This is a genomic window from Cellulophaga sp. 20_2_10 (assembly GCF_023476645.1).
In the GTDB taxonomy this organism is placed as follows: Bacteria; Bacteroidota; Bacteroidia; order Flavobacteriales; family Flavobacteriaceae; genus Cellulophaga.
The window spans coordinates 489,403-502,016 of record NZ_JAMCOJ010000001.1 but is presented as its reverse complement, the minus strand read 5'-3'; the positions used below and the strand labels follow the sequence as shown (position 1 = coordinate 502,016).

Annotated in this window: 11 protein-coding genes; 8 read left to right on the top strand and 3 right to left on the bottom strand. The window is 33.1% G+C overall.

What is annotated here, in order from left to right:
* Window positions 1-50 precede the first annotated feature (50 nt).
* Window positions 51-1,604: a DEAD/DEAH box helicase gene (locus tag M4I21_RS02275; RefSeq protein ID WP_249557777.1), complete on the top strand. Its 1,554-nt coding sequence runs from the start codon at window positions 51-53 to the stop codon at window positions 1,602-1,604.
* A gap of 851 nt (window positions 1,605-2,455) precedes the next feature.
* Here the strand turns inward: M4I21_RS02275 and M4I21_RS02270 are convergent.
* The gene (locus tag M4I21_RS02270; protein WP_249557412.1) at window positions 2,456-3,793 is read right to left on the bottom strand and encodes a serine hydrolase domain-containing protein; all 1,338 of its coding nucleotides are present in this window, start codon (window positions 3,791-3,793) and stop codon (window positions 2,456-2,458) included.
* 87 nt (window positions 3,794-3,880) lie between these two features.
* Between M4I21_RS02270 and M4I21_RS02265 the strand changes: the two genes are divergently transcribed.
* Window positions 3,881-5,356, top strand: coding sequence for a M14 family metallopeptidase (locus tag M4I21_RS02265; RefSeq protein ID WP_249557411.1), 1,476 nt, complete (start codon window positions 3,881-3,883; stop codon window positions 5,354-5,356).
* A 1-nt stretch (window position 5,357) separates the two neighbouring features.
* Here the strand turns inward: M4I21_RS02265 and M4I21_RS02260 are convergent, their stop codons facing one another.
* Together M4I21_RS02260 and M4I21_RS02255 are read right to left on the bottom strand one after the other, a co-directional pair.
* On the bottom strand, window positions 5,358-5,525 hold the full coding sequence (locus M4I21_RS02260; RefSeq protein ID WP_249557410.1) for a hypothetical protein: 168 nt from the start codon (window positions 5,523-5,525) through the stop codon (window positions 5,358-5,360).
* A gap of 167 nt (window positions 5,526-5,692) precedes the next feature.
* Window positions 5,693-6,784 carry a vWA domain-containing protein gene (locus tag M4I21_RS02255; RefSeq protein ID WP_249557409.1) on the bottom strand — a complete coding sequence of 364 codons (1,092 nt, stop codon included), beginning with the start codon at window positions 6,782-6,784 and terminating at the stop codon, window positions 5,693-5,695.
* Window positions 6,785-6,997: 213 nt separating this feature from the next.
* On the opposite strand from M4I21_RS02255, the gene M4I21_RS02250 reads away from it, so the two are divergent.
* From M4I21_RS02250 to M4I21_RS02225, 6 genes are read left to right on the top strand one after another with little or no spacing between them, the layout of a single operon-like run.
* Window positions 6,998-7,459 (top strand): (2Fe-2S)-binding protein, encoded by a 462-nt coding sequence (locus tag M4I21_RS02250; RefSeq protein WP_249557408.1) that lies wholly within the window; start codon window positions 6,998-7,000, stop codon window positions 7,457-7,459.
* 24 nt (window positions 7,460-7,483) lie between these two features.
* Complete coding sequence (locus M4I21_RS02245; protein ID WP_249557407.1) at window positions 7,484-9,649, top strand: xanthine dehydrogenase family protein molybdopterin-binding subunit; 2,166 nt, start codon at window positions 7,484-7,486, stop codon at window positions 9,647-9,649.
* Between the two features lie 2 nt (window positions 9,650-9,651).
* Window positions 9,652-9,897: a MoaD/ThiS family protein gene (locus tag M4I21_RS02240; protein ID WP_249557406.1), complete on the top strand. Its 246-nt coding sequence runs from the start codon at window positions 9,652-9,654 to the stop codon at window positions 9,895-9,897.
* Between the two features lie 24 nt (window positions 9,898-9,921).
* Window positions 9,922-10,905: a GTP 3',8-cyclase MoaA gene (gene moaA / locus M4I21_RS02235; protein ID WP_249557405.1), complete on the top strand. Its 984-nt coding sequence runs from the start codon at window positions 9,922-9,924 to the stop codon at window positions 10,903-10,905.
* A gap of 30 nt (window positions 10,906-10,935) precedes the next feature.
* Window positions 10,936-11,526: an NTP transferase domain-containing protein gene (locus M4I21_RS02230; RefSeq protein ID WP_249557404.1), complete on the top strand. Its 591-nt coding sequence runs from the start codon at window positions 10,936-10,938 to the stop codon at window positions 11,524-11,526.
* A 22-nt stretch (window positions 11,527-11,548) separates the two neighbouring features.
* Entirely contained in the window at window positions 11,549-12,613 is a 1,065-nt protein-coding gene (locus tag M4I21_RS02225; protein WP_249557403.1) for a HesA/MoeB/ThiF family protein, read from the top strand.
* Window position 12,614 lies beyond the last annotated feature (1 nt).

Below are 12,614 nucleotides of genomic sequence, written 5' to 3'. Positions count from 1 at the left end.
GTAAAACGCACTAAAGAATGTATTTTTGCACCCCAACAGAAAAGGATACTATGACGAAGACTGCTTTTGAATTACAAGAAAAAAAGACAGATAAGGAACTTTATGACTATCAGAGAGGAGCCCTAAATGAGATTTTTCAGCGTTTTGAAACAGCTCCAGATGATCATCACTTACTCTATCAATTACCTACAGGTGGTGGTAAAACAGTTATTTTTTCTGAAATAGTAAGGCAATACCTAAAGCACCATCAAAAGAAGGTGTTAATTATGACTCACCGTGTAGAACTTTGTAACCAAACATCTAAAATGTTAGATAGTTTTGGGGTAATTAACAAAGTAGTAAACAGTACAGCAAATTTAGAAGATCAAGAAAGGTATGGCTGTTTTGTGGCAATGGTAGAGACACTTAACAATCGTTTAAACGATGGTATGTTAGATATTTCTGATATTGGTCTTGTAATTATAGATGAGGCGCATTACAATTCATTTACAAAGCTTTTTAAATTTTTTGATAATTCTTTTGTTTTAGGAGTAACAGCTACACCTTTAAGTTCTAACAAGAACTTACCAATGAAAGATAATTATGATGAATTAATTACTGGTGAAAGTATTGGATCTCTTATAGAGAACGAATTTTTAGCACGTGCAGATGTTCATCAATACAATATGGGTTTAACATCTTTAGAGATTGGTTCTAATGGTGATTATACTGTAAAGTCTTCTGAAGATTTATATTCTAGTTCTGCAATGCTAGATAAGTTAATGGAGGCTTATAAAGAGCATTCTAAAAATAAGAAGACACTTATCTTTAACAACGGTATTAATACCTCTATACAGGTTTATTATACCTTTAAAGATGCAGGGTATCCTGTAATGCATTTAGATAATACAGCTACAAAAAAACAACGTAAACAAATATTAAAGTGGTTTAAAGAAACGCCAGATGCTATATTAACATCTGTAAGTATTTTAACTACTGGTTTTGATGAGCCAACAATTGATACTATTGTACTAAACAGAGCAACTAAGTCTTTAACCCTGTATTACCAGATGATAGGTCGTGGTTCTCGTATTTTAAATAATAAATCTAAATTTACGGTAATAGATTTAGGTAATAACTACCATAGATTTGGTCCTTGGGGAGCAGATTTAGATTGGCAAACAATCTTTAGTAATCCTAATTTCTATATGGATCGTCTAAAGAACGATGAAGATATAGAAAGTACCTTTAAGCACGAGATGCCAGAGGAAATTCGTAAAGAATTTGAAAAATCGGAAGAAGTATATTTTGATATAAAGGAAACATACATAAGCGCTGTATCTGGAGGAGAATCTTCTAAAGTAGTTTTAGAAAGATCTATAGAACAGCACGCAAAGATATGTATAGAGAACAGTGAAGATGTTTATGATGCTTTAGCTTTGGCTAAATTATTAGATGTTGATATTGATTACCGTATACAAGTATATGCAAAATGTATAAGTAGAAGTACGTTTAACTTTTTAAGTTGGTTAAAAGACGATTATAAGAAAAGGTTAACGGCTTACTTAAGAGAAAATTTTGATCAAGTTTTTGAAGAAATACACGGATTTCCGCCAGAAGAATAATTTTATAGATTGTATATATAAAAAGAAGTGTTCAATTTTAATTGAGCACTTTTTTTGTTTTACAGAACTACAGAGAGGTGTATTTCTAAGAAGTAGACTTTAGGATAGTAAAGATCTAAAATGAAAAAGAGTCTTGTCGGCAAAAACAAGACTCTTTTTACGAGAACACTATATGAAAATGAAAATTTTATTTCTTATTTAATAACACTCCTAATATAGAGTGACTATAAGGTTTTAAAAATTTAATGTTGTAAACTAACTCGTATTTGTTGTGAGTATACGCTATTTTGTTGTTAGCGTTTTTAAAATATGTTTTTAGTAGTGCAAAACACCATTCTAAGGCTAGTGATATAGATTACAAAAAAAAGTTTCTAAAATGAAAAAGAGTCTTGTCGACAAAAACAAGACTCTTTTTACGAGAACACTATATGAAAATGAAAATTTTTAATCTAACTAACTATACCGCTAATATATAGCGCTTCTTTAATTTTAAAAACTATATGTTGTAAAGTGTTTCTTATTTGTGGTGATGTAAGGTGTTTCTGTTGTAATGCTTTTTTTAGCTCTATTTTTATTCTATTATGGTTGTATTAATTTATGTAATAACACGCCCTTCATACATGAGACAAAAAGTTTCTAAAATGAAAAAGAGCCTTGTCGACAAAGACAAGGCTCTTTTTACGAGAACACTATATGAAAATGAAAATCTTTATTCTAACTAACTATACCACTAATATATAGCGAGTATAAGGTATAAAAAACTTTATGTTGTCAATGTGTTCTAATATGTGGTTACTGTAGATAACTATGTTGTAGTTCTTATGTGTGTCTGTTTACTTAGGTGTACCTTATTAATCTTCAATAGCCTTTACAATACCACCTAAAAATCCATTTAAATCAAAAATAGGATAGGTAGCCAAGCCAGTTCTAACAACAACTAAGTCTTTAGAAGGAATTACAAATACATACTGCCCTTGGTATCCGCTGGCGTAATACATATCTCTAGGAACATCAGGGAACCTACCTTCTGCATTTAGCCAAAAATGCCCTCCATAAGTACCGTCTGAGTGTGCAGTAGGTTTTGCTACATAATCTACCCAGTCTGCATCAAAAACTCTATCTCCGTTCCAGTTTCCTTTGTGTAGGTACAGTAATCCAAATTTAGCCCAATCTCTAGTAGTTGCCCATCCGTAAGAAGAACCTACGTAGTTGCCTTCCATATCTGCTTCAATTAGCATAGAGTGCATTCCTATTTTATCTATTAAACTAGTATAAGGGAAGTCTAAATACTCCTGGTGTGTTTTAAAGTTCTTTTTTAGTAAACCAGACAATAGGTTAGAGGTGCCAGAAGAGTAATTCCAGATTTCTGTTGGTTTAGCTATAGCTTCTTTGTTCTGTTGTACCAGTGTCATATCAGACTCTAAAAAAAGCATTTTAGTAGCATCAGATATTTCAGTATAATTTTCATCCCACTCTAGACCACTTTGCATACGCAGTAAGTGGTTGTAGGTAATGTTTTTTCTGTCATCGTTTTGCCACTCAGGAATAGGAGCAAGTTGGTTCACGTTTAATTTTCCGTTACACTGTAATATTCCATATAAAGTAGACACAATACTTTTTGTCATAGACCAACCTAAAATTTTAGTATCGGCCGTAAAGCCACCTGCATAATTTTCTGCAATAATCTGATCTTTATAAATAACAATTGTACTTCTTGTTTTTTGAATATCTGGGTTAGAGAAACCTTGGTCCATAGCTTTTTGTAAAGCAGTATAATCTATAGTAGAAAAAACAGTGTCCTTTTGCTCTTTATCACCATAAGGAAAAGGCAAACCAGTTTTTGTAAAATCTCTATGTGGTTGTAACGTAAATTTAGTTGGATCGTAATTATCATTAACTAAAACAGCTCCCAAACCATCTCTATAAACGGCTTTACGCGTCATTAAGCCAAAAACTGATGAGCTAGCATTCTTAGATTCTTTATCTACTTTAGAATCGGCTAGTTTTATTAATGGTACATTGTTGTCTACCGCAGTAACATCTTCCGCAGATCTATCAGCAATAAAAACATTAGACGCCATATTTTTAGCTGCATAGCCAGAAATCATATTTAATTTAGGGTAATTGTAAACTACAGCTACAATTACAACTACAAACAAAACAAGTAAAACTCTTTTTAAATTTTTCATACTAGAATAGGTTAATCTCTTTTTCAAAAATAGTAGATTTTACTTAATACCATTCATTATCTTGCAGTAATCTAAATTAATAATAGTATGAAGCCTTTAGTCCTTAGTATAGTTGGTGTTTTAAGTTTTGTATTTGGCAGTTACGGGCAACAAAAAGAAATAACGACTAATTTATTTAGCACGTATAATACCTATAAAGAAGGTAGTTTAAAAGAGCGAAGAATTAAGCATAAGGACATACAGCCATTACTACAGAAATTTGCAAACAATCCTAAATTTAAAGTTTCCAAAGTAGGGGAGTCTATAGAAGGGCGTAGTATCTCTTTAGTAAGTATTGGTACGGGTAAAACTAATGTATTTTTATGGTCTCAAATGCACGGAGATGAACCTACAGCAACACAGGCTATTTTTGATATTCTTAATTTTTTAGATGCCAATTCCTTCTCAGAAGAAAAGAAAGAAATATTAAGCAACTTAACGTTGCACTTTTTACCAATGCTTAATCCTGATGGGGCAGAGTATTATACACGCAGAAATACCTTGGGAATAGATATAAACAGAGATGCTTTGCATTTGCAATCTCCAGAGGGTAGAACATTAAAAAGAGTAAGAGATAGTCTTAAGGCCGATTTTGGTTTTAACCTACACGACCAAAGTACGTATTACAATGCAGAACGCACAAATAAACCCGCTACAATATCTTATTTAGCGCCAGCATATAACTATGAAAAAGATATTAATGATGTGCGTGCAAATGCTATGAAGGTAATAGTGTTTATGAATAGTATTGTTCAAAAATATGCGCCAGGGCAAGTTGGGCGTTATAATGATGATTTTGAACCGCGTGCTTTTGGAGATAATATACAAAAATGGGGTACAAGTGCTATTTTAATAGAATCTGGTGGTAATTATGATGATATAGAGAAACAAGAAATACGTAAGCTAAATTACGTTTCTATTTTATCCGCGATTTATACTATTGCAAATGGCTCTTATGCTAAAATAGCTATAGACGCGTATGAAAAAATTCCTGAAAATGATAAAAAAATGTTCGATCTAAAAATGTTGAATGTTAGTTACAACTTATTAGGTAAGACGTATCAATTAGATTTAGGAATTAACCATACAGAGATAGATGATCCTAAGCATACCGAGTTTTATAATTTGGGTAAGGTAGCAGACCAAGGAGATTTATCTACCTATTATGGTTATACTACTTTTAATGCATCTGGATATACCGTAATACCCGCTAAAGTATATCCAAAGACATTAGAGTCTGCACAACAATTTAATAGTTTAGATGCGCTTTCTATCTTAAAAGAAGGCTTTATGTATATACCTCTATTAAAAGTGCCAGCTAAACTTAAAAGCACAAGTATACCTTTACATATGGTAGACACTAGTTTTATATTGCCTAAAACAATGCGATTAACACCAGGTAAAAATCCTAATTTCTTTTTGGAGAAAAACGGAAAGCTTGTATATGCTGTTATTAATGGTTATTTAATAAACTTAGATACAGGTAAAGGTTCTTTTGCAAACGGATTGATACTAAAAAAGTAAGTTAATATCCAAAACCTGTAATTACTTGTTGTGGATTTCTAAGTATAGCGGTTAGCATTGTAATACTAATTAATACAATACTAATAAAGACACTTATTACAAATGCTTTGTAAATAACTGGTTTGTTGCCAATGGCACTTTCGTCAATAATTTCTTTTAAGATTTCCATTTTAAATATGTTATAGTGTTAGTTCTTGGTTTGCAATTGTATTTAGATATAAATCTTAATTGCTTGGTATGTTAGTATAACAACTATAGCTAGGAAAACCCTACTTTTTGCACATAAAAAAAGAGCTTCTTATTAGAAGCTCTTTTTAGTAAGATGTATTTTATATTTTATTCGCAACCACCAGTAAAACCGTCTGCACTAAATTTAGTTTGCACAGCGCCTTCTCTGCTTTGGTTTTTAACTTGTATTACCAAATTACTAGTTCCACTACCATCTCTTTTAGGGGTACAGTATTCAAATAAATAAAAACTATTTGCTCTTTCAGATATTTTAGAAGAAATCTCATTAAACGTAGTTTCTAATTCTTCTTTGTTGCTAGCAAAAACGCTAAATGTTTTACCAAGTTCTTTTAAAATTTCAGTATCAATTTCACTACCTAAACCAATAGTAAAGAAAGATATATTAGGATCTGCTTCGGTCACCTTTTTTAAGGCAGCAGCTTTAGTGTATCTAGATGCTTGGTCTGTACCATCTGTAAACAATACTACAGATGATGCACCAATAACATCTTGACTGCTATTGTCTTTTAATAATTCACTAGCTAAATCCGTAGACTTTATTACAGCTCCGTATAAATCTGTAGAAGCATCAGAACTAATAGTAGATGTAATACCTTCAATAGCGCTAACTAAATCTTCTCTAGAAGAAGTTAATGGTGTTAGTTCGTGTAATTTATTTTCACCATCGAACCAAAGAATACTCATTGTAAAAGATTCTTTACCTATTTCTGGCATTACATTATTTACAAAACTAATAGATGCAGATTTTAATTCATCTAAACTACTATCTAAAACACTTTTGCTTAAATCTAATACAAGCAGCGTACTGTTGTTAAATATCTTTTCATTAGGAGATATTTTTGCAGACGACTCTGACGTAGATATTTTATTAAAGCATTCGTCATTTCTACCTTGTTCGTATATTGTAAAGTCTTCAGGTCGTAATCCCGATACTGGGTTGCCGTTAGCATCAGATACTTTAAAAAAGATAGATACTTTAGCTGGTTTAGCAGTGTATTGTTCTTGTATAGATAATATTAGGTCATTCTCTCCAAAGCCAAGGCAATCATCTACTGTTTTTCCTTTTCCTAATTCGCCCTTATCGTTAAAATTAAACTTTACGTCATCATCTGCATTTCCGCAAGAAATAAATAAAAGTGTTAGGCAAAAAAGAGAAAAAATCTTCCAATTCAGTTTCATATATAATAATTTATGTTCATTAGTGTTAACGGTTGTAAACGTACAAAATTATAGGTCTACTGTTGTTAATGCTGTTAAAAAATGTTAAGGTTTTGTTTTAAGCGTCTATACATCTAGCATATGCTAATATTGTGCTATTTGATTGTGATTTTTTTGGTAAATTGTCATTGCTTAATTATAGGTTTTGTGTGAATCAATCTAAAATCAAAAAATATGCCAACTTACACCATTAAAATAAACGGAAAAGAACAAACAGTAGATGTTAGCGAAGAAACACCTTTATTGTGGGTGTTAAGAGATCAATTAGATTTAGTAGGCACTAAGTTTGGTTGTGGTATTGGGCAATGTGGTGCGTGCACAGTGCATATAAACGGCACAGCAATGCGCAGCTGTTCTACGCCAATAAGTGTTATTGCAGATAAGGAGGTTACTACCATAGAGGGTTTGTCTACAGATGGTACACATCCTGTGCAAGAAGCTTGGAAAGAAGTAGATGTGCCACAATGTGGTTATTGCCAAGCTGGACAAATAATGACAGCTTCTGCTTTTTTAGCAAAAAATGCTAGTCCGTCATCAGAAGAAATAAAAAATGCAATGCACGGTAATATATGCAGATGTGCGGCTTACAATAGAATACATAAAGCAGTAGAAGTTGCTGCAAATAAATTAGTCTAATTAATATATTTAAAAGCAACAACTATGTCAGACTCAAAAATAACATTCAGTAGAAGAAATTTTATAAGAACGTCGTCTTTAGCAAGTGGCGGATTATTAATTGGCTTTAATCTTTTTAACTCTTGCAAACCCAATGCAAAAGCACCTGTAGATTTAGCAGATTTAGATTACAAAGATTTTAATGCATACATTAAGATAGCAGAAAACGGAGCAGTAACCATATTTTCTCCAAATCCAGAGATAGGCCAAGGTGTAAAAACCGCTATGCCAATGTTAATAGCAGAGGAGTTAGATGTAGCTTGGAGCAATGTAAACGTTGTACAAGGAGATTTAGATACTGTACATTTTCAAAGACAAGTAGCAGGTGGTAGTCAGTCTATACGCTTAGGTTGGGAACCTCTGAGGCAAACAGGGGCCACAGCTCGCCAAATGTTAGTAAATGCAGCAGCAGCTCGTTGGGGAGTAGACGCTTCTAGTTGTAAAACAAAAGAAGGTGTAATCACCAATGCTAAAGGAGAGACATTAGGTTACGGAGAAGTTGTAACAGAAGCTGCGGCATTAGAAGTACCAGAGAATGTTACTGTAAAAGATCCAAAAGACTTTACTATAATTGGTACAGATGCGGTAAATGTAGATATAGATAAAATTATAACAGGTAAACCTTTGTTTGGTTTAGATTATAAGGCAGAAGGTATGGTGTACGCGGCAGTTGTTCGTCCGCCTGCTTTTGGTAAAATACTAGTTTCTTTTGATGCTTCTGAGGCCAAAGCATCTAATAACGTTATAGATGTTATTGAGTTTGATAATAAAATTGCTGTTTTAGCAAAAGATACTTGGTCTGCTTTTAAAGCTAAGAAGACTATTAAAGCAGAATGGAAAACTGATACGGAATTAGAGAGTACAGAAGACCACGATAAAATACTTAAGGATTTATTACAAGATAAAGAAGCTAAGGTATTACGAGAAGATGGTAATGTAGCTATAGCATTTGCAGAAGCAGATAAAATATTAGAGCGCACATACGAAGCGCCTTTTTTGCCACACAATTGTATGGAGCCTATGAACTTCTATGCCAATGTAACAGCAGATAAAATTCATTTAGTAGGTCCTATACAAACGCCACAACGTACAGCTAAAGTTATAGCAAGTAATTTAGGGAGAAATGAAGAAGAGGTACATTTAGAGATGACACGTATGGGGGGTGGCTTTGGTAGACGTTTGTATGGTGATTTTGCTATAGAGGCAGCAAGCATAGCTAACTTAGCTAAAAAGCCAATAAAGGTTGTGTACTCTAGAGAAGATGATATGACGGCTGGTATATACAGACCAGCATCTAAATATAAAATAAAGGCCTCTATAAAAAATGGAGAGATAACGGGTTATCATTTAAGAGAGGCGGCAGTAAATGGTAATATGTATGGGCTAATTCCTAACTTTTTTCCGGCAGGTGCTATAGCTAATTATAAAGTTGATGCTGCTAATTACCAAAGTAAAATTACAACTGGTGCTTGGCGTGCACCGTATACAAACTTTTTGGCTTTTGCTGAGCAAAGCTTCTTTGATGAACTTGCAGATGAGTTAAAAGTAGATCGTGTACAAATGAGACTAGATCTATTACAAAAAGTAAAAGGTACCACAGATGAAGAAATACAGTATTCTCCAGAAAGACTAGGGAATGTTATAAAGCTAGCTGTAGAGAAATCTAATTGGGGGAAAACTCCAGATACTATATACCAAGGTTTTTCTGCGTATTATTGTCATAACTCTCACGTTGCTGAGGTTGCAGACGTAGAAGTTGTAAATGGCTTACCTGTAGTTAAAAAAGTTACTTGTGTAATAGATTGTGGTATTGTAGTAAACCCAATAGGAGCAGAGAACCAAGCTCAAGGTGGAGTTATAGATGGTATAGGTCATGCTATGTATGGCGATTTTGCTTTTAATAAGGGTGTGCCATCATCTAAAAACTTTGATACCTATAGGCTAATAAGAATGAAAGAAGCTCCAGTAGTAGAAACTCATTTTGTAGAAAATACTCTAGCGCCGACAGGCTTAGGAGAGCCAACATTACCGCCAGCAGGTGCAGCTGTAGCAAATGCGTTAAAAGCTGTAACCGGACATAGGTTTACACAACAACCCTTTACTAAAAACCCAGAGCATTTGCGAGTGCAGAATAAAGAGATAATAGGTTAATTATGAAAGTTTTATTATTTGGAGTAACCAAAGATATTATTGGTTCTAGTATCTTAGATGTTTCTAACTTTACAACCAATACACAAAAAACAGTAGGAGATTTACACACCTACTTACAAGAAAAATATCCAGATTTAAAGAAGCTATCATCTTTAGCTATTGCAGTAAATAGTGCTTATGCGGAACATAGCGTTACACTTAAAGAGACAGATGAGGTTGCTTTAATACCACCAGTTAGTGGTGGATAATATTTTGACAAACGAAAGAGAATAATGCTGATAGACAATCATAATAGAAAAATAAATTACTTACGCCTAGCTGTTACAGATAGATGCAATTTACGTTGCAACTACTGTATGCCGTCTGAGGGGATAGACTTTGCAAAAAACGATAAGCTTTTTACGATTGAAGAATTGCTGAAACTTAGCGAAATAGTAGTTTCTCAAGGTATAGATAAGATAAGAATTACGGGTGGTGAACCTTTTGTACGTAAAGATTTAATGGTTTTGCTACGTAGATTAGCTTCTTTAGATGGTTTAGATGATATTTCTATAACTACAAATGCTACATTAATTGGTCCGCATATTGCCGAGTTAAAAGAACTTGGGATCACCAATATAAACGTAAGCTTAGATGCTATTACCAAAGAGACATTTAATAAAATAACGCGTAGAGATACGTATGATACTGTGTACAGTAATCTAATTAAGTTAATTTCTGAAGGTTTTAATGTTCGTATAAATTTTATTGCCTTAGACGGACAAAACACAGAGGATATTATTCCTATTTTAGAACTTATGAAGCATTACAATGTTTCTATTCGGTTTTTAGAAGAAATGCCGTTTAATGGTGGTTCTAAGGAATTTTCAACCATAAAATGGGATTATAAAAGCATATTTAATCATATTAAAACAGCTTTTCCAGAGATAGAAAAGTTAGAGTCGCCTGCTACATCAACTTCTATCAACTATAAAATTAAAGGCCATAAAAGTACATTTGGTTTAATACCATCTTTTAGTAGAACGTTTTGTGGTTCTTGTAATCGACTGCGTATTTCTGCTACTGGAGATATAATTACGTGTCTATACGCTAAACCTAGTGATAATTTAAGAGCTATTTTAAGAGAAGGTAATTCTGATGAAGCTGTTAAGGAACAAATTTTAAAAGCTGTGGGCAGTAGAGCAAAAACAGGTTTTGAAGCTCAGAAGAAATATGATGGTGTTTTTAGTAATTCTATGACGTCTATTGGTGGGTAAACCTGCTACAAATTAAAAAACTATTTTATTTTGAAAGAAACAGAACTATATGGATTGGTTTTAGCTGGTGGAAAAAGTACTAGAATGGGTACAGATAAGGGAGCCATAACATACCACAATATTCCGCAGAGAGATTATTTATATAATTTATTAGGAGAAGTATGTAATTCTACTTTTTACAGCATAAGAGAAGACCAAAAAAAAGAATTTTCTAAGGAGGTAAATGTTATTGTAGATGAAAACAAATTTAGAGGCCCATACAATGGTTTACTAAGTGCGTACAATCATAATCCTAATGTTGCTTGGTTGGTTGTAGCCTGCGATTTACCATTATTGGATAAAGCCGCTCTACAGCAATTAATAGCAGAAAGAGATAATACTAAATTGGCAACTGCTTTTGCAACTAGTGATAGTGAATTACCAGAGCCACTATGTGCTATTTGGGAGCCAGAAGCATTACAACAATCTTTAGCATATTTAAACGCAGGAAATGGTAGTTGTCCACGTAAATTTTTAATTAATTCTGATGTTAAATTAGTATATCCAGAACAAGATAAAGTATTACTTAATGCTAATTCTGTTAAAGAGTACGAGGAAGCAATACAAAAGATAAAACAATAACAGCAAAGTAGAATACAATTATATGATGAGGTACGTAAGACAAACCGTTTTAAAAGAGTTTGGTTTAGCAGCACAAGAAAAACTTTCTAAAGCAAAAGTTTTGGTTATTGGTGTTGGTGGTTTAGGTATTCCTGTATTGCAATACCTAAATGCAATGGGTGTTGGTACTTTAGGGTTGGTAGAAGCAGATACTATAGATATTACCAATTTACAGCGTCAGGTGTTGTATACAGAGGCTGAGGTTGGTGCCTCTAAATTGGCAACTGCCGTACAGAAATTAAAAGCACAGAATAGTACTACTGTTTTTAAGCAATACAATACATTTTTAACTAAAGAAAATGTGTTAGATATTGTTTCTGGTTTTGATGTTGTTGTAGATGCATCAGATAATTTTGCAACCAGATATTTGGTTAATGATGCTTGCGTTATTTTAAAGAAACCATTTGTTTCTGGGGCAATACAAGGTTTTGAAGGTCAGTTAAGTGTTTTTAATTACAAAGGCGGACCAACGTACCGCTGTTTGTTTCCTAATATGCCTTCTGCCAATGAAATACCTAATTGTAACGACAATGGTGTTTTAGGTGTAGTTCCTGGAATTATTGGTAATTTACAAGCTTTAGAAACCGTAAAGTTAATAGCCGGAATTGGAGAGGTGTTGTCGGGTGAATTACTGTTGTTTAACGGCTTGCATCAATCGTACAATAAAATAAAATTTACCGCTGTAAAAGAAAATTTAGAGCGTACAGTTTTAGAAGATTCTTATGGTGATAATGGTTGTTCATTAGGAGCATCAATAAATATTCAAGATTTTATAGAATTAGTTCATACAAAGACTAGTTTTCAACTGCTAGATGTACGTACTATTGAAGAGTACAATACATATCATATTCCAAATTCTACACATATACCTTTAACAGAGCTTGGTTTTCATCATTCTAAAATAGAAAAAGAAACAACAGTTTATGTTATTTGTCAGTCTGGTAAGCGAAGTAAAATGGCTCAAAATCAGCTTTTAGAAATAGAAATTACGGTGATAAATGTAGAAGGCGGAATTAACGCTTATAGAAGTTTAGAAATAGCAAACTAAT

Bases quoted from the DNA above. Each gene is read 5' to 3' on its own strand.
- M4I21_RS02275 (WP_249557777.1), top strand. From the start codon at position 51: ATGACGAAGACTGCTTTTGAATTACAAGAAAAAAAGACAGATAAGGAA.
- M4I21_RS02270 (WP_249557412.1), bottom strand. From the start codon at position 3,793: ATGAAAAATTTAAAAAGAGTTTTACTTGTTTTGTTTGTAGTTGTAATT.
- M4I21_RS02265 (WP_249557411.1), top strand. From the start codon at position 3,881: ATGAAGCCTTTAGTCCTTAGTATAGTTGGTGTTTTAAGTTTTGTATTT.
- M4I21_RS02260 (WP_249557410.1), bottom strand. From the start codon at position 5,525: ATGGAAATCTTAAAAGAAATTATTGACGAAAGTGCCATTGGCAACAAA.
- M4I21_RS02255 (WP_249557409.1), bottom strand. From the start codon at position 6,784: ATGAAACTGAATTGGAAGATTTTTTCTCTTTTTTGCCTAACACTTTTA.
- M4I21_RS02250 (WP_249557408.1), top strand. From the start codon at position 6,998: ATGCCAACTTACACCATTAAAATAAACGGAAAAGAACAAACAGTAGAT.
- M4I21_RS02245 (WP_249557407.1), top strand. From the start codon at position 7,484: ATGTCAGACTCAAAAATAACATTCAGTAGAAGAAATTTTATAAGAACG.
- M4I21_RS02240 (WP_249557406.1), top strand. From the start codon at position 9,652: ATGAAAGTTTTATTATTTGGAGTAACCAAAGATATTATTGGTTCTAGT.
- moaA (WP_249557405.1), top strand. From the start codon at position 9,922: ATGCTGATAGACAATCATAATAGAAAAATAAATTACTTACGCCTAGCT.
- M4I21_RS02225 (WP_249557403.1), top strand. From the start codon at position 11,549: ATGATGAGGTACGTAAGACAAACCGTTTTAAAAGAGTTTGGTTTAGCA.